General features: G+C 61.7%; 25 protein-coding genes and 1 tRNA gene. 5 read left to right on the top strand and 21 right to left on the bottom strand.

The genetic code is table 11. The annotated features are described in order from the left end of the window. The first annotated feature begins 2 nt into the window (after nucleotides 1–2). A complete protein-coding gene (locus tag Q8R10_RS01005) occupies nucleotides 3–194 on the top strand; it encodes a DnrP protein (protein WP_305650189.1) in 192 nt (63 codons plus the stop codon). A gap of 432 nt (nucleotides 195–626) precedes the next feature. Here Q8R10_RS01005 and Q8R10_RS01000 read toward each other — a convergent pair whose 3' ends face one another. From Q8R10_RS01000 to Q8R10_RS00975, 6 genes are all read right to left on the bottom strand, one after another. Beyond that, the gene (locus Q8R10_RS01000; RefSeq protein WP_305650187.1) at nucleotides 627–2,468 is read right to left on the bottom strand and encodes a nitric oxide reductase activation protein NorD; all 1,842 of its coding nucleotides are present in this window, start codon (nucleotides 2,466–2,468) and stop codon (nucleotides 627–629) included. 79 nt (nucleotides 2,469–2,547) lie between these two features. Further along, nucleotides 2,548–3,972 (bottom strand): cbb3-type cytochrome c oxidase subunit I, encoded by a 1,425-nt coding sequence (locus tag Q8R10_RS00995; protein WP_305650185.1) that lies wholly within the window; start codon nucleotides 3,970–3,972, stop codon nucleotides 2,548–2,550. Between the two features lie 3 nt (nucleotides 3,973–3,975). Then, nucleotides 3,976–4,416 (bottom strand): cytochrome c, encoded by a 441-nt coding sequence (locus tag Q8R10_RS00990; RefSeq protein WP_305650184.1) that lies wholly within the window; start codon nucleotides 4,414–4,416, stop codon nucleotides 3,976–3,978. Nucleotides 4,417–5,389: 973 nt separating this feature from the next. Continuing rightward, a complete protein-coding gene (locus tag Q8R10_RS00985) occupies nucleotides 5,390–5,644 on the bottom strand; it encodes a cytochrome C oxidase subunit IV family protein (RefSeq protein WP_305650182.1) in 255 nt (84 codons plus the stop codon). A 10-nt stretch (nucleotides 5,645–5,654) separates the two neighbouring features. Next, on the bottom strand, nucleotides 5,655–6,179 hold the full coding sequence (locus tag Q8R10_RS00980; RefSeq protein WP_305650180.1) for a cytochrome c oxidase subunit 3: 525 nt from the start codon (nucleotides 6,177–6,179) through the stop codon (nucleotides 5,655–5,657). A gap of 109 nt (nucleotides 6,180–6,288) precedes the next feature. Further along, on the bottom strand, nucleotides 6,289–7,107 hold the full coding sequence (locus tag Q8R10_RS00975) for a CbbQ/NirQ/NorQ/GpvN family protein (RefSeq protein WP_305650178.1): 819 nt from the start codon (nucleotides 7,105–7,107) through the stop codon (nucleotides 6,289–6,291). A 41-nt stretch (nucleotides 7,108–7,148) separates the two neighbouring features. Here Q8R10_RS00975 and Q8R10_RS00970 point away from each other — a divergent pair, with 41 nt between their 5' ends. Together Q8R10_RS00970 and Q8R10_RS00965 are read left to right on the top strand one after the other, a co-directional pair. Next, the gene (locus Q8R10_RS00970; RefSeq protein ID WP_305650176.1) at nucleotides 7,149–7,313 is read left to right on the top strand and encodes a hypothetical protein; all 165 of its coding nucleotides are present in this window, start codon (nucleotides 7,149–7,151) and stop codon (nucleotides 7,311–7,313) included. Between the two features lie 137 nt (nucleotides 7,314–7,450). Further along, nucleotides 7,451–7,774: a c-type cytochrome gene (locus Q8R10_RS00965; protein WP_305650174.1), complete on the top strand. Its 324-nt coding sequence runs from the start codon at nucleotides 7,451–7,453 to the stop codon at nucleotides 7,772–7,774. A 442-nt stretch (nucleotides 7,775–8,216) separates the two neighbouring features. Here Q8R10_RS00965 and Q8R10_RS00960 read toward each other — a convergent pair whose 3' ends face one another. The 14 genes from Q8R10_RS00960 to dapA form a co-directional block, all read right to left on the bottom strand. Beyond that, nucleotides 8,217–8,960 (bottom strand): SDR family NAD(P)-dependent oxidoreductase, encoded by a 744-nt coding sequence (locus tag Q8R10_RS00960; RefSeq protein WP_305650172.1) that lies wholly within the window; start codon nucleotides 8,958–8,960, stop codon nucleotides 8,217–8,219. 201 nt (nucleotides 8,961–9,161) lie between these two features. Next, on the bottom strand, nucleotides 9,162–9,701 hold the full coding sequence (locus Q8R10_RS00955) for a nitrous oxide reductase accessory protein NosL (protein WP_305650170.1): 540 nt from the start codon (nucleotides 9,699–9,701) through the stop codon (nucleotides 9,162–9,164). A 298-nt stretch (nucleotides 9,702–9,999) separates the two neighbouring features. Continuing rightward, the gene (locus Q8R10_RS00950; RefSeq protein ID WP_305650168.1) at nucleotides 10,000–10,830 is read right to left on the bottom strand and encodes an ABC transporter permease; all 831 of its coding nucleotides are present in this window, start codon (nucleotides 10,828–10,830) and stop codon (nucleotides 10,000–10,002) included. Further along, entirely contained in the window at nucleotides 10,827–11,753 is a 927-nt protein-coding gene (locus Q8R10_RS00945) for an ABC transporter ATP-binding protein (protein WP_305650166.1), read from the bottom strand. The genes Q8R10_RS00950 and Q8R10_RS00945 overlap by 4 nt, the downstream gene beginning before the upstream one ends. Further along, nucleotides 11,750–13,033 (bottom strand): nitrous oxide reductase family maturation protein NosD, encoded by a 1,284-nt coding sequence (locus Q8R10_RS00940; protein ID WP_371133276.1) that lies wholly within the window; start codon nucleotides 13,031–13,033, stop codon nucleotides 11,750–11,752. Before Q8R10_RS00940 ends, Q8R10_RS00945 begins: the two co-directional genes overlap by 4 nt. 98 nt (nucleotides 13,034–13,131) lie before the next feature. Beyond that, complete coding sequence (nosZ, locus tag Q8R10_RS00935) at nucleotides 13,132–15,063, bottom strand: TAT-dependent nitrous-oxide reductase (RefSeq protein ID WP_305650164.1); 1,932 nt, start codon at nucleotides 15,061–15,063, stop codon at nucleotides 13,132–13,134. Between the two features lie 66 nt (nucleotides 15,064–15,129). After that, nucleotides 15,130–17,319 carry a transcriptional regulator NosR gene (gene nosR, locus Q8R10_RS00930; RefSeq protein ID WP_305650162.1) on the bottom strand — a complete coding sequence of 730 codons (2,190 nt, stop codon included), beginning with the start codon at nucleotides 17,317–17,319 and terminating at the stop codon, nucleotides 15,130–15,132. Nucleotides 17,320–17,535: 216 nt separating this feature from the next. Continuing rightward, nucleotides 17,536–18,786 (bottom strand): acyl-CoA dehydrogenase family protein, encoded by a 1,251-nt coding sequence (locus tag Q8R10_RS00925; protein ID WP_305650160.1) that lies wholly within the window; start codon nucleotides 18,784–18,786, stop codon nucleotides 17,536–17,538. Nucleotides 18,787–19,272: 486 nt separating this feature from the next. Further along, a complete protein-coding gene (locus tag Q8R10_RS00920) occupies nucleotides 19,273–19,692 on the bottom strand; it encodes a CopD family copper resistance protein (RefSeq protein ID WP_305650218.1) in 420 nt (139 codons plus the stop codon). A gap of 34 nt (nucleotides 19,693–19,726) precedes the next feature. Continuing rightward, nucleotides 19,727–21,115 (bottom strand): oxygen-independent coproporphyrinogen III oxidase, encoded by a 1,389-nt coding sequence (gene hemN / locus Q8R10_RS00915; RefSeq protein WP_305650158.1) that lies wholly within the window; start codon nucleotides 21,113–21,115, stop codon nucleotides 19,727–19,729. Nucleotides 21,116–21,286: 171 nt separating this feature from the next. Next, nucleotides 21,287–21,376: transfer RNA gene (locus tag Q8R10_RS00910), tRNA-Ser, on the bottom strand. A 173-nt stretch (nucleotides 21,377–21,549) separates the two neighbouring features. Then, a complete protein-coding gene (locus Q8R10_RS00905) occupies nucleotides 21,550–22,419 on the bottom strand; it encodes a phosphoribosylaminoimidazolesuccinocarboxamide synthase (protein WP_305650156.1) in 870 nt (289 codons plus the stop codon). A 114-nt stretch (nucleotides 22,420–22,533) separates the two neighbouring features. Next, entirely contained in the window at nucleotides 22,534–23,664 is a 1,131-nt protein-coding gene (gene bamC, locus Q8R10_RS00900; RefSeq protein WP_305650154.1) for an outer membrane protein assembly factor BamC, read from the bottom strand. Between the two features lie 35 nt (nucleotides 23,665–23,699). Next, the gene (gene dapA, locus Q8R10_RS00895; protein ID WP_305650152.1) at nucleotides 23,700–24,578 is read right to left on the bottom strand and encodes a 4-hydroxy-tetrahydrodipicolinate synthase; all 879 of its coding nucleotides are present in this window, start codon (nucleotides 24,576–24,578) and stop codon (nucleotides 23,700–23,702) included. Nucleotides 24,579–24,808: 230 nt separating this feature from the next. Between dapA and Q8R10_RS00890 the strand changes: the two genes are divergently transcribed. Beyond that, nucleotides 24,809–25,366, top strand: a complete 558-nt coding sequence (locus Q8R10_RS00890) for a glycine cleavage system protein R (RefSeq protein ID WP_305650150.1) — start codon at nucleotides 24,809–24,811, stop codon at nucleotides 25,364–25,366. Nucleotides 25,367–25,429: 63 nt separating this feature from the next. Continuing rightward, the gene (locus Q8R10_RS00885) at nucleotides 25,430–25,903 is read left to right on the top strand and encodes a peroxiredoxin (RefSeq protein WP_305650148.1); all 474 of its coding nucleotides are present in this window, start codon (nucleotides 25,430–25,432) and stop codon (nucleotides 25,901–25,903) included. A 129-nt stretch (nucleotides 25,904–26,032) separates the two neighbouring features. Here Q8R10_RS00885 and Q8R10_RS00880 read toward each other — a convergent pair whose 3' ends face one another. Next, entirely contained in the window at nucleotides 26,033–26,284 is a 252-nt protein-coding gene (locus Q8R10_RS00880) for a sulfurtransferase TusA family protein (protein ID WP_305650146.1), read from the bottom strand. Nucleotides 26,285–26,387: the final 103 nt, after the last annotated feature.

Raw genomic sequence — 26,387 nt, 5'->3', positions numbered from 1 at the left:
CCATGCCAAAATGCCTGTACTGCCAACGTGAAAACCCAAGCGCAGAAGTCGAATGTTGCCACTGCGGCATGCCGCTGCCGACCCAGACCGACACCCTCAATGAGCGCAGCCAGCAACGCTTTATGTGGTTCTGCATTGGCCTGACCGTATTCTGCGCGGTGATGAGCGTCTGGCTGCCGCGCAGTTTGGTTTGAGCCGGCGCGTCCCAGCGCCGCGCTGCCTGTTTGGCTATGTACCCGTTATGTGTTGCAAAGGACCTAACCTTTCTAGAGAGGGAGTTAACCTTAATATTTGTTCTGTCTGCACCGGCCAATCGCGGATGAATCCGCTCCTACAGGGTTGGCTAGCCGATGAAATTATTGCAGGTGCCGGGTTTGTGTAGGAGCGGCTTTTGGTAACAAAGGGCACCGCGAAGCAAGCATGAGTACGCCGACAATCCTGCAGGGCCACAACCGTTCTTTTTCCCATATTCATCTGGGTCACAAACCAGAGGCTATGGGAGTTGCGCTTTGCAACACATAACTGGGACATAGCCACATACCCCCTCACCAGCCAAGCCCTAGCCAATCAGCCGGGCACGGCTTGGCGTGCTCGATTGCCCCGGATTGCATCCGGGCTACGCCCCCTCACGCCTGAGTCAGCTGCCGATACAGCTGCGGCAAACGCAGTGGCAATTGCTGTGGCTGGCGGATCAGGGTGTAGCCGTTGGCGCCGAACATATAGGGCAGGTAATCGCCGCCCTGCTGGTCGATGGTGATGCAGAACGGCAGCAGGCCGGCGCGGCGGGCTTCCAGCACCGCCTCGCGGGTGTCTTCGACGCCGTATCGGCCCTCGTACAGATCCAGGTCGTTGGGCTTGCCATCGGTGACCAGTAACAACAATTTGCGCTTTTGCTTGCACTGGCCCATCAGCTGGGTGGCTTGGCGGATGGCCGCGCCCATGCGGGTGTAGTAGCCGGGTTTGAGGGCTTGAATGCGCCCGCGGGTCTGGTCGTCATAACGCTGGCTGAAGGATTTCAGCTCCTGCATGCGCACCTGTTGCCGGCGCAGGGACGAGAAGCCGTACAGGGCGAACTGATCGCCCAGGGTCGAGAGGGTTTCGCCGAACAGCAGCAGGCTGTCGATGATCACCTCGATCACCCGATGCTCGTCGTCCAGGTGCGCATCGGTGGACATCGACAGGTCGGCCAGCAGCAGGCAAGCCAGGTCGCGGCGGGTGGTGCGCTGCTGCATAAACAGGCCGCGCTCGGCGCATTGGCCGTGCTGGCGCTCGACGTGAAAATCCACCCAGGCCTGCAGGTCCAGTTCGCTGCCCTGGGGTTGCTGGCGTAGCCACTGACGGTCATTGCGCAGGTGCTCGAACTGGCGACGCAGGCGCTGGGCCAGTGGCGCCAGACGCAGCGGCAAAGGCTGCGACTCGCTGCCGCGCGGCAGATACATCTGCAAGTTGACGAAATCCTTGTGCAGGCACTGCTTGCGGTAATCCCACTCCGGCAACTTGATGCCATCCCCGAGGGGAATGTCGTCGACATCCGCCGGCGGCAGGTCCAGGTCCAGCTTCAGGCCACCGCCTTTGCGCAGCCGTTGTTTGGACAGCGCCAGTTCGTCGAGATCTTCCGCCACCCGGGCGGCGTCCAGGTCTTCGCTGTCATCGCTGCAACGGTCCAGCTCGACATGCTCGGACCAGCTGAACAGGTTCTCCAGGCGGAAGATCAACAGGCCGCCCTTGCTGGTGCTTTCCTCGACCCGCTTGGCCTGCTTGCGCACCAGTTGCTGTTGCTCGGGGGCGGTCAGCAGGTAGCCATCGCTGTCCTCGCCCAGCTCACAGGCCTGGGGCTCGCCGAGGTTTTGCGCCGGGTACAGCCACAGCGGCAAAGGCCAGGGCGCCCGTTCGCTGCGCGGGAAATCGCTGACGCTGCCAGGTTCGCGCAGCGCCTGACACAGCGCCCGCTCCAGCGCCGCCTCGTCCGCGCCGAGCTGGCGCGGATCGGGACGTAACTGCAGATGGGCCTCGACCAGGCGTTGGTAGCGCGGGCGCAGGGCCGGATAACCTTGCAGCAGGGTTTGCGTCCAGCGTTGGTTGTCCCGCGCCCAGTGACGCATGTCACTCGCTTGCGCGGCCAGCAAGGCCAACCAGCGATACAGCTCCTGGTTCAAACCAACATCCGGGTACACCGCCAGGCTCGGCGGCAGGCGTAGATTGCTGGCATCGCACCAGGCCACCGGCAGCTGTTTGCAGGTGCCGGCCACTTGCTGCAGCAGGTTACGCCGTAGCAGTAACTGGCGCGGGCTGGCGGCTTCCACGCCGATCCCGCTGGCGCCGCCCATGGCGCGAAACAACAGCGCCAGCGGGCGTTGCAGACTGGCCAGCTCGACCCGCGCCTCAGGGAAATCCGGGCTGGCACGACGGGTGATAAAGCGGTGCCAGACACTGCCGACCCATTCTTCCAGTTCGACGGTAAAGGCCATGGGGTTGCCCTCGTGGTGGTCCACAAACAACAACGGCCCGCTGTACCAGCCGGGCCGAGCCTTGGTTAACGCAGGCGCCTTAAGCGCTGGCGGCTGCCACACCCACCAGCACATCCTGACCACGGCGTTTGAAGCTGAACAGATAGCAACCCAGACCGATGAAGAAGCCCACCCCGGCGCCGAGTCGCAGCCAGAAGAACACTTGCAACTGGTCGACCGTGGTCATAAACGACAGGGCCGTGCCATCGGTCGGCATGCGCTGCAACATCACCTGCATCACCCCAGCGGCGGTGAGGAACAGGGTGATCAGCACCATCGACAGCGTCATCAGCCAGAAGCCCCAGACCTCCATCGTCTGCGAGCGCTCATCGTTCGCCTCGCCGATGCCCCGCAAACGCGGCATGGCGTAGCTGATCAGGGTCATCACGATCATCGCGTAGGCACCGTAGAAAGCCAGGTGACCGTGAGCGGCGGTGAGCTGCGAGCCGTGGGTGTAGTAGTTCACCGGCGCCAGGGTGTGCAAGAAGCCCCACACGCCGGCACCGAAGAACGCGGTGACCGTAGTGCCCTTGGCCCACAAGGTGGCGGCCCGGTTCGGGTGTTGCCGCCGACGTTTGCTGACCATGCTGAAGGCGAACAACACCATGGCAAAGAACGGCACCGGCTCCAGGGCGGAGAAGATCGAACCGACCCACAGCCACACCTCGGGCGCACCGATCCAGAAGAAATGGTGACCAGTGCCGATGATGCCGGTAATCAGCGCCATGGCGATGATCACGTACAGCCACTTCTCGACCACTTCGCGGTCCACGCCGGTGATCTTGACCAGCACGAAGGCCAGCATCGCGCCCATAATCAGTTCCCACACGCCTTCCACCCACAGGTGCACCACAAACCACCAGTAGTACTTGTCGCGCGCCAGGTTTTCCGGGTTGTAGAAGGAGAACAAGAAGAACACCGCCAAGCCAATCAGGCCGGTCATCATCACCAGGCTGATGGTGGTCTTGCGGCCCTTAAGCAGGGTCATGCCGATGTTGTAGAGAAAGCCCAGGGCCACCACCACAATGCCCATCTTGGTGATGGTCGGCTGCTCAAGGAACTCCCGGCCCATGGTCGGCAGTAGGTCATTGCCGGTCAACTTGGCCAGGCCCGCATAGGGCACCAACAGGTAGCCGAGAATGGTCAGCACACCGGCGGCGGCGAATACCCAAAACAGGATCATCGCCAGTTTCGGGCTGTGCAGTTCGCGGTCGGCCTCCTCGGGGATCAGGTAATAAGCCGCGCCCATAAAGCCGAACAGCAGCCAGACGATCAGCAGGTTGGTGTGCACCATCCGCGCCACGTTGAAGGGGATCAGTGGGAACAGAAAATCTCCCACCACGTATTGCAGGCCCATGATCAAACCGAACAGCACCTGGCCGAGAAACAAGATCAGGGCAAACACGAAGTAGGGTTTAGCCACGGCTTGCGAGGCGAATTTCAGATGTGGATTTGCAATGTTCATCTATCAGCCCTCCTTGTTTGGCGGCCATTTGTTGGTATTGATCTTCGAGGTCCACTTGAGGAACTCGGCGATGTCGTCCACTTCCTGGGTGCTCAGATGGAACTGCGGCATCGCCCGGCGACCGGGCACGCCCAGCGGCTGAAGCTTCATCCAGGCCTGCAGGAACGGCTTAAAGCCGGCGTCCTCACCGCGGCGGACAAACACATTGCCCAGCTCGGGAGCGAAATACGCACCCTCGCCCAGCAGGGTGTGGCAGCCGATGCAGTTGTTTTGCTCCCAGACCAACTTGCCGCGTACCACCGCCTCGGTCAGCTGTGAGGCATTGGTCCGCTCGGGGAAGGTCTGCTCGGTGTGATAAGTCAAAGCCAGGAATACCAGGAAGAAGAACACGCTCCCCCCAAAGTAAATATTCCTGGCCATGCTCTTCGTGAATGTCTCTGACATGGCCGTTTCCTCTTTACTTGGCGAGCCCATTGTAGGAACCGCCCCGCGCAAAACCGCTTGATGGCAATCAAGAAAGCTTGATGGTTAGGCTCGGGTATTGAGGTGGGGGCTGGGCTTTGAAATTAATGTTCGACCGCCGCAGTTGTATCGCCTGACCTAACGGTTTCGCCCTTACGGCGAGTCACTTCTGGCAGTCGCCCCAGAAGTAACCAAGAGGGCTTGCCCCTGCCATCCGGGTCTCGCTGCGCTCGACTGCCCTCAGCCAATCATTGCTCCGTGGGCACGCTGCGACGGGCCATCCATGGCCCAACGCAGCTCTCGCGGCATCCTGCCGCTCAACCCACTGCACAACAATTGGCTTCGGCCTGCTGAAAAGGGGCGTTTGTCCTGGTGCGAATGGATGGGTTCGACATGGCGGCGCAGGTAGGCCCGTAAGACGAGTGGAGCGGATCAACCGATAGCCCAACCAACACAACTGCGGCCAACCCAGGAAAAACCGGTGCTACAGCGGTGTCGTGTAATCGCTTGGTTCGCTGCATCAGCCTTATGCGCCGACAAACTCCCACGTCGAACCCATCCATCCGAGCCGGGACAAACGCCCCTTTCAGGAGGCCGAGTGGAATCGTTGCGTAAGGGGTTGAGCGGCATGGATGCCGCGAAAGCCACGATGGGCCAGGGATGGCCCTTCGCGGCGGGCCCCTGGAGCAATGATGGAGTGAGGAAACGCAGCGTAGCGGAGTAACAGCCTCCGGCTGGCCCGAAGGGTGAGCGCAGCGAATCAAGTCGCCGCAGGCGGGCCGGATGCATGGGGCAAGACTTTTTGCTTACTTTTGGGGCGACTGCCAAAAGTGAGCCGCCGTAAGGGCGCAACGCAGCGAAGCGCAGTAACAGCCGCAGGCTGGCCCGAAGGGCGAGCGTAGCGAGTCAACCAATCCTTCAGACAACACAACTGCGGCGGTCGAGCATCATTAGCCTAGATCGCGCACAGCGTCCCCAGCACCACCCCGCCCACCACCAGCGGCCAGCCCAGCAGCAACCCACGCCACAGCGGCGGGGCGTGGCGCAGGTGCATAAAGCCATCGGCAATCAGCCAGGCCTTGCCCAGGGCCGCCAATAAGACCGCCGCCGCCAACAGCAAACCAGCCCCGGCATTGCCCAGCTGCACGCTGCTGACCGACAACGCCACCAGGCCCAGCCAGCAAAGTATCAGTACGCGTGAAGTGACCACGGCAACCTCATCAATTGAGCACGTACACCAGGGGAAACAGCAGCACCCAGATCAGATCGACCATGTGCCAATAGAGCACGCCCGACTCCAGCGCCGCGTCATCGGCGGCCTGGCTGCGGCGCCAGCAGCGCAGCGCCAGCCAGGCCAGAATCAGCATGCCCAGCAGCACATGCAGGAAGTGAAAGCCGGTAAGAATCCAATACAGGGTGAAGAAGTTGTTGTGCTCCATGCCCAGGCCCAGCCCGGCCAGATGCTGGTATTCGCTGAGTTTCAAGCCCACATACAGGCTGGCCGCCAACAACGCCGCCAGCAACAACCAGCCACCCCGCCGCGAGCGGCCCCGACGCACCTGCTCTTGCGCCAGGGCGGCGAACAAACCGGCGGTCAGCAAACTCAGGGTCAGCGCCAGACCGATGGAGCTGTCCAGCGCCGCGCGGCTGGCGTGAAACAAGGCCGGCTGCAAGGCCTGGGTCACCGCAAAGGTGACAATCAGCAGAGCAAATACCGTCAGCTCGGCGAGGATGAAAAACCACATGGCCAAGTCGCCCGGCAGACGCTTTGCAGGCCGCTGAAAAACTACCTCGGCTTTGACTTCCTGCGTCGCCCTACCTCCTGCATCCATGCAGTCGTGCGTTGCCAGCGCGTCAGGCGAAGTGCACATCAACCACGTCCATCAACGCCGCCACCGTTTGCGGGTCATCCGACAGCGGTTCGGCCAGGCAGGCCAGACAGGCCTCGCGCGGGCTCATGCCGGAGCGGATCATCCGTGCGGCGAAAATCAGCAGCCGAGTCGAGGCCACTTCTTCCAGATCGTGCTGTTCCAGGCGGCGCAACGCCTGGCCGAGCTTTACCACCTGGGCCGCGAGCGCCGCATCCACCTGAGCCTCATTGGCGACGATGCGCTCCTCCTCGGCCACCGGCGGGTAGCCGAAACGCAAGGCCACGAAGCGCTGGCGGGTGCTGGGCTTCATGCCCTTGAGCAGGTTCTGGTAACCGGGGTTGTAAGACACCACCAGCATAAAACCCGGTGGTGCGCGCAGCACTTCACCGGTGCGTTCGAGGTACAGCTCGCGGCGGTCATCGGCCAGCGGGTGCAGCACCACGGCGGTGTCCTGGCGCGCCTCGACCACTTCATCCAGGTAGCAGATACCGCCTTCGCGCACCGCGCGGGTCAGCGGGCCGTCCTGCCACCAGGTGCCCTGGGCGCCGATCAGGTGACGACCGACCAGGTCGGCGGCGCTCAAGTCGTCATGGCAGGCCACGGTAAACAGCGGCAGATTCAGACGGTGAGCCATGTGCTGGACGAAACGGGTCTTGCCGCAGCCGGTCGGGCCCTTGATCAGCACCGGCATGCCATGCTGCCAGGCCTGCTGGAACAGCACTTCTTCGTTGCCCTGCGCCTGATAAAACGGCGCAGCCCGGGCGGCAAGGGTTTCGACGACGAGTTTGGCAGGCGCATTCACGGCAGATACCTCAGCGGATTAATCATGCCTGTACGCTACCCGTGGCGAGACGTCGCGCTCAAGCGATCCAGCCGCCGCACTTGATTGCGGTCAAGCCGATCGACGATGAGCCGCACGCCAGGCAGCAAAAGATCAGCCGCATTAACCCCTGCGGCGCCTGGGCGCACCTTGCACTGACCCAGCAGTTGATTGAGATCAAGCCGTAAAAAGTTCTACCTGGCTATGTTGGAATCCTTTGGAGCAGACTGTCACTGAACGCCTCACCAACACGGGGCCCGGTACAACCTTTGCCATAACGACGTGGGTTGCATAGCGCCCGCGCCACTCGCCTTGAGGAAATACCATGAAGAAGTTTCTGACTCCGCTGTTAGCCCTAGGTGCAGCACTGAGCCTGCAAACTGCCCTGGCCGCCGACCCCGCAGCCGCTGAAGCACTGTTCAAGAGCAAGCCCTGCGCCGCCTGCCACAACGTCGACATGAAGCTGGTCGGCCCGGCGTTGAAGGACGTGGCGGCCAAATACGCCGGCACCGAAGGCGCCGCCGAGCTGTTGGCCGGACGTATCAAGAATGGCACCCAGGGCGCTTGGGGGCCGATGCCGATGCCGGCCAACCCAGTCACCGACGCAGAAGCCAAGATCCTCGCCGAATGGGTGTTGAGCCTCAAGTAACCAAGCAGGTTGCAGATGCCGTTCACGCAAACCAAGTGAGCGGCTTTTTTTTGCCTGTTTCCCAGCCATGAGTTGCAGCGTGCGGGTCGGTTAGTCGATGCCTAGTGCGCGGTAATTCGTAGGGTGGGTTAGCGGCGCGGGCGGTGGTTGCTTGCATCGCCGCGCAAGCCGGGCGCCGCGTAACCCACCATGCGGTTTGCCGGTCGAGCGCCATGGTGGGTTACGGCGCGGTCGGGTTTTGCGTTGTTGGCAAGCCATGGTTCGCGCCTAACCCACCCTACAAAAGCTGTGTGCAACACGTAACTGGATAGAGCCTTTTTTTGCCGGTGTCCCAGCTATGGATTGCACGATTTGCGCCGAGCGCTTTGCAGGAAAGATCATCAGAATCAGCGCAAACCGTACAGTCACAAACGGGTGCCTCCACCGCCGCAGGCGAGAGTTTTCAGCCCAGCGTATAGCCGTTGTCGACCACCCAATCCTGGCCATAGACGCCGCGGGCGCCCTGGGACAGCTGGAACAAGATGACGTTAGCCACCGCCGCCGCTTCGAGAAAATGACCGGGCAACAGCCGTTTGGCCACCGTATCGGCGACGTCGCCCAACTGCTCGTCGGTCAACCCCAGGGTGCCCCAGATCGCCGTCGCGGTAGGGCCTGGCGAGACCAGGTTGATGCGCAGATCCAAGGCCGCTAGCTCCACGGCGATGGTTTTCACCTGGGCGGCCAAGGCCGCTTTGCTGGCGATATAGGCGGCCAGGCCGGGAAAGGTCAAATGGCTCAGAAAGGTGCTGACGAACACCACGGAGGCCGGCTTGGCCAGGGTGTCGAGCAGCGCCGCCAAGGTGTTCAAAGCCCCCGCACCATTGACCGCCCATTGCCGGTCGAAGGCGCCGAGATCCAGGCAATCGGCCAGTTCGGCAATGCCGGCGTTGGGCACCAGATAATCCACCGGCCCCAGACGGGCAGCCCGCTCGGCCAGGCTGTCGAGGTCGGCCTGGCAGGTGACGTCGCCGGCCTGCCAGTGCAAACGCTCGCCGTAAGTCTCCAGCAGCACCGGCAACTCGCCGAGCGTGCGGGACATGGCCACCACCTGGGCGCCGCGTTGCAACAAGGCCGCACACAGCGCCAAACCGATTCCCGAACTGGCGCCGGTGACCACGGCCAGGCGGTCCTGGAATTCGTTTTTCATCGATGCTCTCCGATGCCCGGCAACGCCGAGCGGCAGGGTCACCCAGAGAGACAATCATGGGCGACCGGTTTCCGATCCAGAGCAGCGGACGCTGCCCCCGATAAGGCCTTTTTACAGCGAGGGAGAGGGTTGGCGACTTGATCGCAATCAGCTTTGCCGCGCGTGGTGTGGAGCGAGGATTATCGAGGCGCGGCCTTGGCGCTAATGGGCCTGGCCATGTTGCATGGCGGCCGCCTGTTGCAAGACCGTCTGGTCGATTTCGGCGAACCGCAGCACCCGAGCGTGATGGGTGGCGGCGAGTTTGCGCGCGGCCTGTTCGTCGGCGAACGAGGCCAACACCGCGCCCATGGCGCCGCTGAGCCCACTGTCGGCCAGATCGACCACGTAGAACGCCTGGGTGGCGTCGATCAGGTGGCTGTCAGCGGGCTTGGCCCAATCGCTACGGCCCATGTCGTGGACATAGAGCTTGGCAGCGCCGATACGGTTTTCCGGCTGCAACCACCAGCCGAGCATCTCGGCGGCGGAACAGAATTTCTTCACCCCCGCCTTGCTCACCGCCTGGCCTTTGGGGCCGGCAAAGTCGCCGATAATCATGCCGCACACATGGCACTCGTCAGTGGCGTGGAAGGCCTGCGGAATAAAGCTCAGTTGCGCCTCCTCGGGTTTGCTACAGGCCAGCAACCCAAGCCCAAGCAGCAGCGCCAGCAGGCATAGCTCAGCGCTTTTTAACAAGCGTTTCATTGGCTCTCCTCGATAGGTTAAAAATGGCTATGTACCCGTTAAGTGTTGAGGTGTGTGGGTCGGTTAGGCGATGCCTGGTGCGCGGTAATTCGTAGGGTGGGTTAGCGGCGCGGGCGGTGGTTGTTTGCATCACCGCGCAAGCAAGGCGCCGCGTAACCCACCATGCGGTTTGCCGGTCGAGCGCCATGGTGGGTTACGTGGCGCACACATTGCGCAGTTGATTTTCAATCCCTGTCCCGCGCCACTAACCCACCCTACGTTTTGCCTGCAACAGGTAATGGGGACAGAGCCTTAAACATCACGTCGGCCGGCGCAGAAACACCCCATAGGCCAACAGCAGCGGTGCGCCGACCCATAACAGCAGGCACAGCCACAGCAGCCGGCCGTCCACCGGCAGGTCGCCGCCCAGGGCCATGACACCGACGGCGCTGCCGCCGCCTTCGAAACCGGACAGGTTGATCAAGCGGTAGACATCCGTCGGGTTGAGCAACAGCAACCAGGGCAGCAGCTCGGGGTTGAACTTGCCTTCGCTCAGCACCAGCAGCGCCAGCAAGGCCAGATCGAACACCAGCACGAAGAGGAACCACACGCCCAGGGCCAGCCCGGCGGCGCTGGATTTTTCACTGACGGCGCTGCTCAGCACATAAGCCATGGCCAGGAATACCCAACCGAGCAAGGTCGAAGACAACATAAAGCGGCCGAAGGCCCAGGCCAGCAGGCCCAGCTCGACATCCTCGACCAGCACGCCGATGGCCAGGGCCGCGCAGCCGAAGCCGATCAAGGTGGCCAGCGCCAGGATCAGGCCGTGGCCGACGAACTTGCCCAACAGCAGCTGGCCGCGCCCCAGGGGATAGGTCAGCAACAGCATCAGGGTGCCGCCCTCGTCCTCGCCGACTATGGCGTCGTAGGCCAGCAGCAAGGCGATCAGCGGCACCAGAAAAGTCGCCAGGCTGGCCAGGCTGGCGATGGTCGCCGGGATCGAGGTGAAGCCCAGTTGCCCGGACGCCGCCGCGCCAAGCCAGGCGATGCCCACCGCCAACACCGCGAACAGCAGGCTGATGGCCAGCAACCAGCGGTTGCGCAGGCCGTCGCTGAGTTCCTTGCGGGCAATATTCCAGACCGTGTTCATCGTGCGCCCTCCCCTGGCTGAGCCGCTTGGGCGTGATCCATGTAGTGCCGGTAGAGGTCCTCCAGCGACGGTTGATGAATGTCGATGTCCTGGGCGCCGCCTGCGCCGAGCAGTTCGCGGAGCAGGTCGAGTTTGTCGCCGTTGATCGCCACCACTTCGATGCCGTCGACGCCCAGCGAGCGGGCCTGATGCCCGTCGGCGTGCCAGCGTTGCAGCAACTGCGCGCGGTGTTGCAGCCCACTGGCGCGGATCACCGCCGGCAAGCCAGCATCTTCGCGCAGGCAGGCCAAGCTGCCGACCGCCTGCAGACGACCATGGGCGAGAATCGCCGCGCGGTTGATATGCGCCTCGACTCCCGGCAACACATGGGAGCAGAGGATGATGCTGGTGCCCTGCTGACGCAGGCGATCAACCAACTGGTAGAGATCCTGGGTGGCGATTGGGTCGAGGCCCACCGTGGGTTCATCAAGCAATAACAGGCGCGGCGCGCCGAGCAGCGCCTGGGCCAAACCCAAGCGCTGACGCATGCCCTTGGAATAGGTCTTGACCCGCCGATCCATGGCAGCGGCCAGACCGACTTGCTCCAGCAACTCGTCCACCTGCGCCAGCGCGGCGCCCTTGAGGCGGGCGAAATGGCGCAAGGTCTCGCGGCCGCTGAGCTGGGCGTAGAAGGTCACGTTCTCCGGCAGATAGCCGAGTTGCTGGCGTACCAGCGAATCATTCGGGCTGCGCCCGAGCACCTGCACCCGACCGCTGCTGGCCTGCAACAGGCCGAGAATCAGCTTCATGCTGGTGGTCTTGCCGGCGCCGTTGTGGCCGAACAGACCGAGCACTTCGCCTTCGCCCAGGTTCAGGTGCAAGTCGTGCAGCACGGTCAGGTTGCCGTAGTGCTGGCTGACGCCTTCGATTTCGACGGCATTCATGGCGTTGGCTCCTGGCTGGCTGGCAGCAGATCGGTGGTCGGCAAGCGCATCAGCGGATGGCTGTCCTGCACGCCTGGGGATTTCAGTACCGGGAAGGCGCGCTGCACCCAACGCAGCAACTCGATGCCCGGACTGTTCATCAACAGGCGCACCTGCGGGTACAGCCACAGCAGGCGGTCGACGTTGTCGTTGGGTTCGTAGGCAATATCGCCCAGGCCATCGTCGTTGCGATCCCAGCCCAGGTAATCGCTCCAGTAGTTGCCGCGCCCCGCCACCGACCACTCCTGGGTGCGCACCGCGACGTACTTGACCTGCTGCTGGTTATCGACAAAAGCATTGCCGACGATGCGGTTGTCCTCGGAGCCGGCGGTCAGGTGAATGCCCAGGGCGCTGCCTTGAAAATGGTTGTGCTCGATACTGTTGAACAGCGAGTTGTAGATAAACAGCGCCTTGCCCTCGGCGCCGGCAATCATGCTGTCACCGGTCGAGCCACTGCCGCTGCGCACATCACTGACGACGTTGTCGCGAATGGTCGAATAGGTGATGTAGTTCATCAGGATGCCGTAGTTCTCGTCCTGCTCGGAGCGATTGCCGATCACCGTCAGCTTGCGGCTCTGCATCAGCGCATAGCCGGTGCGGGTGCGGCGGGTGGTGTTGCCGAGCAGCTGGTTGTCGTTGGCGAACATGTAGTGCACGCCGTAGCGCAGGTCTTCCAGGGTGTTGCCTTCAAGCAGGTTGCCGTTGGAGGTGTCGATATAGATGCCGTCGCGGGCATCGCGCACCTGGTTGCCGATGACCTTGGCGCCGCGCACCCCATACAGGTGAATGCCGTTGCCGCGATCCTGGGAGCGGATGCTGGCATCGCCCTGAATGCTGTTGCCGATCAGGCTGACATCCGCCGTGCCATCGACCCAGATGCCAAAGCCCGGACCCTGCAGGCGGTTGCCCTTGATCACCGCGCCACGCGCCTTGGGCTGGATAAACACGGCGGCGTTCATGGCGGTCATGTCGCGGCCCCAGTCGAGCAGCGTGCAGCCTTCGACGGTCACCTCGGGCGCACTGATGATCAGGCCGTTGCCCTGCCCCTGGCCCTGCAACACGGCGCCGGGTTCGCAAAAAATGTGCATCGGCTGATCGACGCTGAACGAGCCTCGGTATTCGCCGGCGGGCAGCCGCCAGCGATTGTCACCCTCGGCCTGCAGCGGCAGCGTGGTGATGGGTTGCGGCGCCGCCTGGGCAGCGCCACAGAAAATCAGCAGCAACAGTGTGCTGGCGTGCAGCCATGCTATTGCCTGGGTGTTTAACACTGCGGTTTACCTTGAGCCATTTAGCGGTTAGCCCGTAACCCGGATGCAATCCGGGCTACGGGGCTGTGCCCTTACGCCGGTTCGACCAGCATGCGGCCGACCATTTCCATGTGCAGGGCATGGCAGAACCAGCTGCAGTAGTACCAATGCAGGCCGGGCTTGTCGGCGATAAAGGTGATCGACGAGGTCTGCTGCGGGCTGATCTCCATGCTGGCGCCGTGATTGGTCATGACGAAACCGTGAGACACGTCCTCGATCTGATCGATGTTGGTGATGGTCACTGTGACTTCATCGCCCTGCTTGACCTTAAACTCGGTCAGGCCGAAGGCTGGCGCCATCGAGGTCATGTACACGCGGACCTTGTTGCCCTCGCGGATAACCTTGTTATCGGCCTCCAGCTTGATGCCATCCTTTTTCGCCCGTTCGACGGTCGGCGCGAAGAAGGCATCGTTGCGATCCCAGATCTTCTTGGTTTTGATCTGGTCGCGGCGCGCCAGGATGCAATCGTGGGGTTCGGCGAAGGCCGGGCCATCGTGTACCAGCTTCATTTCGTCGCCGGAGATGTCGATCAACTGATCGTTTTCCGGGTGCAGCGGGCCGGTCGGCAGGAAGCGGTCCTTGGAGAACTTGCTCAGCACTATCAGCCACTTGCCGTCGGCGTCGCGGGTTTCGCAGAGCGACGCGTGGTTATGCCCTGGGTTGTAGTGCACATCGAGCTTCTGCTTGATGTAGTTGACCTTCTCGCCCTTGTAGGCGCGCACGGCCTCGTCCATGTTCCACTTGACCACCTGGCTGTCGATAAACAGGGTGGTGTAGGCGTTGCCGCGACCGTCGAAGGTGGTGTGCAGCGGCCCCAGGCCCAGTTCGGGCTCACCGACGATGGTGTCGCGCGGGTCCTTGAGTTTGTCGTCGAACAGGTCGTCGAGCTTGGCGATTTCAATCATCGAGCAGGTCGGCGACAGCTTGCCGTTGGCGATAAAGTACTTGCCATCCGACGAGGTGTTGCAGCCGTGGGGGTTCTTCGGCACCGGGATATAGCGGGTCAGTTGCGAGCCAGCACGGCCGTCGACCACCGGGGTCTTGGAGTCGCCGAGGGTGGTGAACTTGCCGGCCTTGATCGCCGCTTCGATGCGCTTGATGTTGAACACCACCACCCAATCACGCTCGTTGCGCATCATGCCGCCGAGGTCGTAGGCCTTCTCGGAGTTGTAACAGGTGGAGGCGGCGTACTTGCCGGTGTAGTCGGCGTCGGTGTTGTCCAGGTTGCCGTCGACTATGACCTGAAAGGCCATCTCCATCTTCTCGGCATCGATGGCGTTGAACATGGTGTAGGCGTTCTTGTCCTGCAGATCGAAATTGATGCCATCGTTAGGGTGTGGAATGACGAACTCGGCGTTGGCGAACACGTACTTGGTATGCGGCACCTTCTGCAGGCGCAGGCCGTGGATGGCCTGCACGTTGGGCACGGTGAGCATCTTGTCGCACTTCATGATGTCCAGACGGATGCGCGCGACCCGGCTATTGGCCTTGTCGTTGATGAACAGGTATTTGCCGTCGTACTGGCCGTCAGTCATGGAGATATGCGGGTGGTGGCAATCGCCGTTCTGGAACTTGGCGCTCTCGCCCATGATGTGTTTGCTTTCGTTGGTCAGCCCCCAACCGGTGGCCGAATCCACGTTGAATACCGGGATGCGCATTAATTCACGCATCGAGGGCACGCCCATCACCCGTACTTCGCCCTGATGGCCGCCGCTCCAGAAGCCGTAGTACTCATCCAGCTCGCCAGGGCCGACATGAATCTTCGACTTCGACTCCTTGACCGCCGCCGCCCAGGACTCGCGGGTCATTACCGCGCTACCCAGCGCAGTGGCGCCAACCAGGGCAGCGCCGGTCACCGCGCCGACACCGAGGAAGCCGCGCCGGCTAAAGCCGGATTTCTCCAGCAATTCGGCTTGCTGCTGGGCATCGAGTTGCGGGCTGTTCTTCGACTCTTTATCGCTCATAGGTTCTGCTCCTTGGATGGGAAAAGTCGGTTGTCGAGCGAACCACGCAAGCCCTACAGGGCTGGTTCAGGGCACAACCACTTGCACTACTGGAATCAAATCTGGGGCTGTCGAACCGGGTTGCAGGGGCGCCAGCTTGTTGCGTTTCTTCTGCTTGAGAAGCAGCGGCGGGCACTTGTCGTCGTTGTGGTAGGTCATCTGGCAATCGAGGCAGTAATGGCACTCGTTGTGATTGATATGGCCGTCCGGGTGGATCGCCTGGATCTCGCATTCCTTGGCGCATAGCTGGCAAGGGTTGCCACATTCCTTACGGCGCTTGAGCCAGTCGAACAGGCGAAACTTGCTTGGAATGGCCAGCGCCGCGCCCAGCGGGCAGACGTAACGGCAGTAGACCTTGCGGGTGAAAATATTGATCACCAGCAAGATCACCGCGTAGAGCACGAACCACCATTGGCGGTCGAACTTGAGGGTGATGGCAGTCTTGAACGGCTCTACTTCGGCGAAGCGCTCGGCGCTGGACAGCGACTCCAGCGACAGGCCGAACAGCAGCAAGAGGATGATGTATTTAATCGCCCACAGCCGCTCATGCACCGCGAAGGGCAGTTCGTACTGCGGCACCTTGAGCTTGCGCGCAGCCTCGTTGATCAGCTCCTGCAGGGCGCCGAACGGGCACAGCCAGCCACAGAACACGCCGCGCCCCCAGAGCAGGATGCTGGCGGCGGTGAAGGTCCAGAGAATGAAGATCACCGGATCGGTGAGAAACAGCTCCCAGCGAAAATCCTGCACCAGCGCATGCACGAAGGTCAGCACATTGACCACCGACAACTGGCCCAGGGCGTACCAACCGATAAACACCACGGTAAAAATCAGGTAACCACGGCGCAACCAATGCAGGAAGTGCGGGCGCCGGGTGAACTTGTCCTGCAGGAACAGGATCAGCGTGAGCAGCAACAAGGCGACCAGTATCACGCCGATCTGGAAGCTCTTCTGGTACCAGATATTCAGCCACAACGGGCGATTGGCTTCGTCGATGGCGGCGAGCTCGGCGGCGCTGGGCAGCGGCCGATCGAGGTATTCCTCGGGCAGCTGGTAAGCAAGTTCGAAACTGCTGAACATGCCGCTGGTCGGCCCGGTCTGCCGCTTCACCAACAGCTCCAGAACCCAGGGCGAGCCCGGATCGAAACCGGCCGGCGCACGCACGATAAAGATCGCCATCTCGCTGAAGTCCGGCATGCCCTTGGCATACACATCGCTCAGCCGCTCGAAATCGCGGTCACGAAAACTGATGGTTTCGCCAAACTGGCGCAGCTGCACCCGGTCGAAAATGCCACCGCGCACATAGCCCGAACCTTTGAACGAATAGCTGCCGCTGCCCAGCACGGCAATCGCCTGCTCGCCGGGCTTGAGCGCCGCCATAAGCAGACGGTACTGGTTGTCGCCGAGCAGATTGCGGCCGATGGTCGGCGCATTCAGGTGCGCGCTGTAGAGATCGATAAAGGTCTCATCCACCTGCTCGGGCGCGGCCACGTCCACCCCTTCGGCCTCGGTGCCCTTGAAGGCCGTATCGACCTGGCCACGGGTCAGGTGCAGGCGGCGGATCGCGCCGCTGCCGGTGAGCTGAGCCCAATCGGCGCTCTGGTAGTTATCCAGGCGCACGCTGGCGGGTTTCTGCGCCAGGCTCGCAGCGTCTTCGATCAAACCGAGCGACACCGCCACCTTGTGCGCAGCGCGCATCACCACCTCGTTGACCACCATCACCGTCACAGTGGCGCCGGTGACCGCATCGACAGTCACCGCATCCGGGTCACTGGAACGGCCGACCACCACCCGCTGGTTGACCTTGATCCCTCGGTACTTGGCGTTGAAGGCGTGCAACTTGGCTTCGGGGATGCCGATCAGCAGAATCGGCTCGTGGTGCTCAAGCACATAGGCGTCCTGAATCACGCCGGCGGTGTCGAGGATCACCTGCATATTGATCGGCTTGCCGGAGTAGGCCGGAATATCGACCACATCCAGGCTCTGGAATACATAGCCGAGCACCTTGCCGCCACTGGACAGGGTGCGCACCTTGAATTCGCCTTGCGGCTCGGAAGGCGCATCGGCACCTGGGAAGATCGAGTCGATGCGTTGCTGTTCGATGTCACCGTAAGGCTTGGCCTGTGCCCCCTGGAAGGTTGCGAACAGGAGCGCGAACAACACCGCGACCGCCAGCCCCCATGAGCGCCAGGCACTGTGCAGGGAGGGCGGGTTGTTCATGATTGAGCGGCTTTGGCGGCTGGATCGAATGGGCACCGTAGTGCTGGCAGGTGAACGACAGGGGATTTCATTCTGCAGCTGACAGGTTTGCATATGGAATATCCGCCTTAGGCGGCTAGAACGTATGGGCATGCTAGGGGATACCCATTCGCCCTCCCCTTGATACGAATCAAGTAATGCAAAAACCAGAGGCGCGCCGGCGCACGCGGCGCGAGGTTAATCTCGACCGGGTGGAGTCAGATAAGCCGCAGTAGCACCGCGTTGCGCGGCACTGGCTTTGAGCTCCAGGTGGGCAATGCCGCGCAGGTGCACCTGGTCCGGACCATCGGCAAAGCGCAAGGCGCGGCCAGCGGTCCACATATCGGCCAGCGGCGTATCCGGGGTCAGGCCCATGGCGCCGTACACTTGGATCGCGCGGTCGACCACCCGGCAGTGCATGGCCGGCACCAGCGCCTTGATCATGGCGATTTCCTTGCGCGCGGCCTTGGCGCCGACTGCGTCTATCATCCAGGCGGCCTTCAGCACCAGCAGCCGCGCCTGCTCGATCTCGATGCGCGACTCGGCGATCCAATCGCCGATATTGGCGTACTGGTGCAGGTATTTGCCGAACGCCTTGCGCTCCTGACAGCGCTCGACCATCAGTTCCAGCGCCAGCTCGGCCATGCCGATCGAGCGCATGCAGTGGTGGATGCGCCCAGGTCCAAGGCGCGCCTGGGCCATCATAAAACCCTCGCCCTCGGCGCCCAGCAGATTGGCCAGCGGCACCCGCACATTGCGCAGCAGCAACTCACTGTGGCCTTCGGGCGCCAGGTGATTGAGCACCGGGATATTGCGCAGCAGCTCCACCCCCGGCGTGTCGAACGGCACCAGCAGCATGCTCTGTTGCTGGTGGGCCTCGGCGTCCGGGGCGGTCTTGCCCATCACTATCAGCAACTTGCAATCGGGGTGCGCGGCGTTGGTGATAAACCATTTGCGGCCGTTGATCACATACTGGTCACCGTCACGGCGGATCAGGGTCTGGATATTGCTGGCATCGGAGGACGCGACGTCCGGCTCGGTCATGGCAAAGGCCGAACGCATCGCGCCGTCCAGCAACGGCAACAACCAGCGCTGGCGTTGCTCGGGCGTGGCAAACAGGTGCAGCAGCTCCATATTGCCGGTGTCCGGCGCGCTGCAGTTGAACACCTCGGAGGCCCAGGACACCCGCCCCATGATTTCCGCCAGGGGCGCGTATTCCAGATTGCTCAAGGCGGTGCCCGGCTCATCCGCCTGCAGCGCCGGCAGAAACAGATTCCACAGTCCCTCGCTGCGGGCCAGGGCCTTCAAATCGGCCATAAACGACACCGGGAAATGCCCAGCCGCCACCTCCGCCTGCCAGGCGCCGATGCGCGGCACTATATGGGTATCGAGAAAGCTCCGTACTTGCTGACGCAGTGCTTCGGTGCGGGGACTGTAGGCAAAATGCATGGCGAACCTCGGGTCGGTCTGGGCGATGACTGAAGCATCACCATAGCCAGCTCCGCAGGTAAAACCGAGGATGTTCGAGGGGCTGAATCAGCGCCTATCACGGCGCACGCAAACACGCTGAAACTTGACCCAGGTCATCGCCAATCCGGCCATAAAGGCTATGTACCAGTTATGCGTTGCGAGGGGCCGAACCTTTCTCTTGGGGGGATCAGCCTTGATACTTGTGCTGTCAGCACTGACCAATCGCGGATAAATCCGCTCCTACAGGGAGACAGCCGATGAAATTATTGCAGGTGCCGGGCTTGTGTAGGAGCGGTTTTTGGTAACAAAGGGCACCGCGAAGCAGGCGTGACACCTGCAATTCGACTGGGCCACAATCGTTATTTCCCCCCACGTCATATGGGTCAGAAACCAGAGGCTAGGGGCTTGCGCTTTGCAACACATAACGGGGACATCCCCAAGGCAAAGCCCCCGCCACCAGCATGCCTACCAGTGCAGATAGAACATCGCCTTGGCCAGCAGCACTATGGCCAGCATCTGCGCCAGCACGGCCCAGTGCAGTTGGCGATACAGTGCCGGCGTCATGCGCCCGCTGCGCAGCAGCATGGCCACCGCGCCGAAGCTGATAAACACGCTCAGCGCCAGGGTGATTTTCAGCGTCAGCAAGGTGGCAAAACTGCTGGCGAAAGGCGCACTGAGCGCCTGCCGATGCTGCCAAGCCAAGCCAAAGCCGGCGCCATACACCAGCAGCACCAGCCAATGCAGCACCGTGCGGGTACGGGCACCGAGCGCACGTTCCAGAGTGCCCAGCTGCGCAGGATCGAGCTGCGGCTTGACCTTGGCGAGGATCAGCACCTCGTAGAACAGCGTGCCGATAAAGCCGATGGCGCCCAGCAAATGCAGCATGTGCAACAGTGCGTAACTGCTCACCCAAACCTCCTCAAACCGTGCGTGAGAAGCGGCCTTTTTGCTCGCCGCCGATATAGGCATCGAAGGCCATGGCCACGCTGCGCATCAGCAAATGCCCCTGGGGCAACAGCACCAGCGCGTCGTCGTGAATTTCCAACAACTGGTCGGCCACCTGCTCATCAAGCTTGCCCAAGGCCTCGGCAAAGTAGTCTTTGAAGCGAATGTTGTGGCGCGCCTCGATGCTGGAAAAGTCGATCCGGCCATGGCACATCAGGTCGCTGATCACCTCGCGGCGCAGCTGGTCGTCGGCATTCAGGCGATAGCCGCGATGCACCGGCAACAGGCCCTGATCGAGGCGCGCGTAGTACTGCGAAAGCTCCTTGACGCTCTGACTGTAGGTGTCGCCAACCTTGCCGATGGCCGACACGCCAAGGCCAATCAGGTCGCACTCGGCGAAGGTCGAATAGCCCTGAAAATTGCGCTGCAGGGTGCCGTTGGCGCGGGCCAGGGCCAGCTCGTCATCCGGCAAGGCGAAGTGGTCCATGCCGATATACACATAACCGGCGGCGGTCAGGCGGCTGATGGTCAGCTCCAGCAACTCCAGCTTGCGCTCGGGCGGCGGCATGTCCTCGCGGCGGATCAGCCGTTGGGCCCGCACCAGTTCCGGTAAATGCGCATAGCTATAAGCGGCGATTCGGTCCGGACGCAGGGCGATGATCTTGCTCAGGGTCACGTCGAAACTGGCCACGGTTTGCAGCGGCAAGCCGTAGATCAGATCGACACTCACCGACTTGAATTTGGCCCCACGGGCAGCGGCCACCAGGGCGTAGATCTGCTCTTCGCTCTGCAGGCGATTAACCGCGGCCTGCACATCCGGGTCGAAGTCCTGCACGCCGAAACTCAGGCGATTGAAGCCCAGCTCGCGCAGGTGCTCGATCTGCTCGGTGTTGATGGTGCGCGGGTCGACCTCGATGGAGAACTCGTGTTCGTCGCTGTCATCCAGGTTGAACGCCTGATGCAGGCAGTCCATCAACTCGGCCAGCTGCTCGCGAGTCAGGTAGGTCGGCGTGCCGCCACCCAGATGCAATTGTCTGAGCTTGCGGCTGGGGTCGAACAGCGCCGCCTGCATGGCGATCTCACGCTTGAGGTAGTTCAGGTACTCGACTGCACGATGGGTCTTCTGGGTAATGATCTTATTGCAAGCGCAGTAGTAGCAAAGGCTCTTGCAGAACGGGATATGGATATACAGCGACAGCGCTTTGGGTTCGACGGCCTGATTACTGGCCAGGGCGGCCGCGTGATAATCGTCCACCGCAAACGCCTGATGGAACTGCGGCGCAGTCGGATAGGAGGTGTAGCGCGGCCCCGGACGATCATACTTCTCGACTAGCGCGCGATTGAAATTCAACGGTTGGTTCATCTCAATCCCTCAAAGCGTGAAATAGCTGCAGTCGCTCATGCTACCAGCAGCCAGTCACTAAAGGCCGCGCTTTAGCTCGCCCGGCTCCGCCCCGAACACGCAACCGCCCGAAGGCCCCATAACGCAAAAACCCCTGAAGCTCGAAAGCTTCAGGGGTTTTTGTATGATTAGTGGCGGAGAGATAGGGATTTGAACCCTAGGTACTGTCGCCAGTACAACGGATTTCGAATCCGTCCCGTTCGGCCACTCCGGCATCTCTCCAGCGGCGCGCATGATAACAGCTCGCAGGGTGCAGACGAAAGCCCTTTTGCCGGAGTTTTCTTCTGATATCAATTGCTTGGCGAAAACAACCTGAATTGTTGCGGGTCAACTCGCCCGCTTAAAACGCCAAAGGGCAGCCGCAGCTGCCCTTTGTTGTGTACCGCTGTTGGCGGTTAACCCATTAAGCGGGTCAGGGCCTCGCGGTATTTGTCGGCGGTTTTCTGCGCGACATCGGCGGGTACGGCGGGCGCCGGCGGCTCTTTGTTCCAGCCGGTGGACTCCAGCCAGTCGCGCACGAACTGCTTGTCGAAGCTCGGCGGGTTGCTGCCTTCGGCGTAGCTGTCGGCCGGCCAGAAGCGGCTGGAATCCGGAGTCAGTGCCTCGTCCATCAGGGTCAGGGTGCCGTGCTCATCCAGACCGAATTCGAACTTGGTGTCGGCGATAATGATGCCGCGCGTGGCCGCGTACTCGACGGCAGCGCTGTACAGGGCAATCGAGGTATCACGGACCTTGGCGGCCAGCTCGCTACCGATGATCGCCTCGCACTGGGCAAAGGAGATGTTCTCGTCGTGATCACCGACTGCGGCCTTGGTCGAGGGGGTAAAGATCGGCTGCGGCAACTTGGCCGCTTCTTTCAAGCCCGCCGGCAATTGGATGCCGCAGACGGTGCCGCTTTTTTGGTATTCCTTCCAGCCCGAACCGACGATGTAGCCGCGCACAATCGCCTCGACGGCCACTGGCTGCAAACGCTTGGCGACCACGGCGCGACCTTCGACTAGGGGCAACTCGGCGGCGCTGACCACGTCTTCAACCTTGTCGCCGGTGAAGTGGTTAGGCACCAGATCGGCCAGCTTGGCGAACCAGAAATTGGAGATGGCGGTGAGGATTTTGCCCTTCTCCGGAATCGGCTCGTTGAGGATCACATCGAAAGCCGACAATCTGTCGGTGGCCACAATCAGCATGCGCTGGGCGTCGATTTCGTACAGATCGCGCACCTTGCCGGAGTAGATTTTCTTCAGACTTAGGGAGGTCGGGCTGGTCATGGGTCAAATTCCGCTGCTATCTAACGAAACAGGCGAAACCCGAGGGTTTCGCCTATTGCTTGCTGACTCAATTAAACCTTCACTGGGCGCGACAACTGCGCCGCGCCAGGCTGGTTAACCGAGGTTTTCTTGAATCCGGCCGAGGATGCTGCGCGCCACATCGGCAGGTGCGATGGTGTTGGCGTCTTTCTCAACCGAGACTTGCACGCTGTCGCCCACCTTGGTCAAACGCACCTGGTAACGCTCGGCGCTGGCTTCAATTTCAGCCGGATCAGCCGCGCCGCCGACGAAGGGCAACCAGGAGAACATTCCAGGTTTTTTATCCGCACCCGCTCTTGGATCGAGGTTGATGTAGTACACACCGAGGCTGCGGTTAAGGTCGTCGATATGGATTTGCGCCAAGTCCAACGAGCGGCCAACACTGGACCAGGAGCGGTCAAGGTCGGCACCAAGGCTAAGGATTGGGTTGCCATTACCGTCGGCGATCATGCTGATGCGGCTTGGCGTATCGAAGGATTGACCGGCCAGCAACGACACCGAACCACCCTGCTCGGCACTGCGCGACAGATTAGCCAGCATTTCATCCAGCAACGCCGCTTCCAAACCCGGATTACCGGTCGTGCTCGGCCATGGCAGATCTGCGGTGCTGCCTGCCGCGCGCTCAGCGCTCACGACAAAGACTTCGCTGGTATTGCGCTGCACGCCAGGTTCGACCCGCACCCGCACGCGGGTTTCGCCGCCGGCTTCGGAGAAGGCCACACGACTGCTCAGGCGCCGTGCCAAAGTCGATGATATTTGTTCAATCGGCTGCCAGGCGGTGCTGAATTCGCCCGTTTGCGGGCGCTCGTCAACCACCTTAAAACCGTTATCTTCGAAGAACTGGCGGGCCACCGGCCACACTTCAGCGGGCGGGCGCTGAGCCACTATCCAGCGCGAATCGCCACTTTTTTGCAGGCTAAAGTCGCTGGCGACCAAGGTATCTTTCAGCACTGGCGGACGCGGCACTTCAAACTCGGCAGCGCCTTCGGCGACCCGCACCCCGGCCACATTGCCCGGAATCGGCAGCAGCGGGTCGAGACGCTTGGCCTTAACCCCGGCCGGCAATTGCATGGGCGCGGTTTCCCGCGCTTCCAGGTAATCATTGCCACGATCACGGAAGTAGCCGTCCTCGCCCCAAAGCCAGCCACAACCGCTGGTGCTGGAGATCATCAGAGCTAGTACGGAGAGTCCGGCCAGTCGCTTCATGCGCAACGATTCCTCAAACAAAAGCAATTCCTCGATTAAACCAATACGCCGGTCTGGCGCAGAGCCAGACGCAGCGGTTCTTGACAGCGTGGGGTGAGCCACGTCAGCGGCAAGCGAATGCCCTCTGGCATCATGCCCATTTCATGCAAAGCCCACTTCACCGGAATCGGGTTGGACTCAATAAACAGCGCCTTGTGCAGCGGCATCAGGCGGTCGTTAATGGCCCGGGCCACCTCGGCATCACCGCGCATGGCGGCGGCGCACAGCTCACTCATCAGGCGTGGCGCGACGTTGGCGGTAACCGAGATATTGCCCTTGCCGCCCATCAGCATCAGCTCAACGGCGGTGGCGTCGTCACCGGAATAGACCAAGAAGTCCTTGCTGACGCGGTCGAGCACTTCCCGAGCGCGCTGCAGATCACCGGTGGCTTCTTTGATGCCGATAATGTTCGGCACCGTCGATAGCCGCTCAACGGTTTCCGGCAGCATGTCGCAGACGGTGCGGCCCGGTACGTTGTAAAGAATCTGCGGTATGGCCACGGATTCGGCGATATGCCGAAAATGCAGGTACAAGCCTTCCTGGGTCGGCTTGTTGTAGTACGGGGTCACCAGCAGGCAGGCGTCGGCGCCGACTTCTTTGGCGGCGCGGGTCAGTTCGACCGACTCACGAGTGGAGTTACCACCGGTGCCGGCGATGACCGGAATGCGGCCGTTTACCTGGGCAACTACCCGACGAATGACTTCAACATGCTCATGCACATCGAGGGTCGCCGACTCACCAGTGGTACCGACGGCAACGATGGCGTTGGTGCCTTCTTGCAGGTGGAAGTCCACCAGTTTGCTCAGGCTGTCCCAGTCCAGGCCGCCCTGCGCATCCATTGGCGTGACCAATGCCACCATACTGCCCGCAATCATGCCACCGCTCCTGCCGTAAAAAGAGAGGCGCAATGGTACTGTCGCCACCCTCCTTGCACAAGCGAAGGACTCGGCTGTCTTGCGCCAAGCACGGCTTAATCGATCCAGCCGCCAGCCCAACTTAGCGCAACCGAGCGGCAGTCAAGCATTCCCCTCGCCGCTGCTTTTCGCTAACCTGCAGGCCAGTTTGCCGGCATCGGCCAAATCTTCACTTGTCTTAGGAATGCTGCATGTCCACCCCTACCGCTCGCGAACAATTTCTTGTCATTAGCGCCCTTGGCACCAACTCCATGGAGTTGACCAACATTCTCAGCCGCGCCAGCCATGAAAACCGTTGTTCCGTGGTCAGCACCCGCCTAAGCCGACACGGCGAATACAGCGCCTTGGTATTGCAACTAGCCGGTAGCTGGGACGCTCTGGCACGGCTAGAAACCAGCTTGCCGGGCCTTGCCAAGAAGCACGACTTTATTATCAGCGTGACCCGTAGCGCCGCCCAAGAGGTGCGCCCGCAAGCGCTGCCCTACGTGGCTTACGTCAGTTCGGTGTATCGCCCGGACATCCTCAACGAGCTGTGCCAGTTCTTTATCGACCATAAGGTTGAGCTCGAATCGATGACCTGCGAAACCTACCTGGCGCCACAAACCGGCGGCACCATGCTCAACGCCACCCTGACCGTGACGCTGCCAGCCGGCACGCAGATCAGCTGGCTGCGCGATCAGTTCCTGGATTTCTCCGATGCGTTGAATCTGGATTCGCTGATCGAGCCTTGGCGCCCGCAAAATCCATAAGAACCCGCTCAATACTTACTGCGCTTGCTCATGCGGCGTTGAACAGATTCTACGGAGCTCCAGATGGCCGTTGCACTCGACCAGCCGATTACTGACTTCCAGGCCCAAGCCACCAGCGGCCAGCAGATTTCGCTGAGCGCGCTGCAGGGTCAGCAGGTGGTGATTTACTTCTACCCCAAAGACAGCACACCGGGCTGCACCACCGAAGGCCAAGGCTTTCGCGACCGTTATGCCGAATTTCAGGCGGCCAATACGCAGATTTTTGGCGTGTCACGCGACAGCTTAAAGGCCCACGAAAACTTCAAGGGCAAGCAGCAGTTCCCCTTCGAGCTGATCAGCGATGGCGACGAAGCCTTATGCCAGCTGTTTGAGGTGATCAAGCTGAAAAAGCTCTACGGCAAGGAATACCTCGGCATCGAGCGCAGCACTTTTTTGCTCGATCAGCACGGCGTACTGCGCCAAGAATGGCGTGGCGTTAAAGTGCCAGGGCATGTCGACGCCGTGCTGGCGGCGGCGCAGGCGCTGCAGCAGCGCTAAGGGCCGACTGGATTGCCGGGAGAGGATCTGGGCGTAGGGTGGGCTTTTAGCCCACCAAAATTGCGACGTTCTGCGGCGGTGGGCTGAAGCCCACCCTACAAGTCCAACCAACCAGCGGGCAATTATCCCTCAGGCTTTGCGCAGCCAGTAGCGATACACCCCGTCCGCTTCATCTTCGTGCAGCAACTCATGTCCGGCTAGGCGGGCGAAGGCGCGAAAGTCTCGTTGCGAGCCGGCATCGGTGGCCGTCACTTTCAGTAGCTCACCGCTGGCCAAGCCATTCAGGGCCAGTTTGGCCTTCAGCAGCGGCAATGGGCAGCTCAAGCCGCTGGCATCCACTTCGCCCGCGCAGGCCGTTAACTCATCAAATTCGTCAGTCATACCAGCACCTTTTCATGGGCCCGCAGGATAGCGATGCCGCGCAGCTCTGGCCAGCCACCCAAGCAGACGGCTACAGTAGCGTCTTTATCGCCAAGAGCTCTGT

The sequence above is a fragment of the Pseudomonas sp. genome (genome assembly GCF_030698175.1).
Lineage (GTDB): Bacteria > Pseudomonadota > Gammaproteobacteria > Pseudomonadales > Pseudomonadaceae > Aquipseudomonas.
Note: the sequence above shows the minus strand (reverse complement) of the source record. Positions and strands in the feature narration are given on the sequence as shown.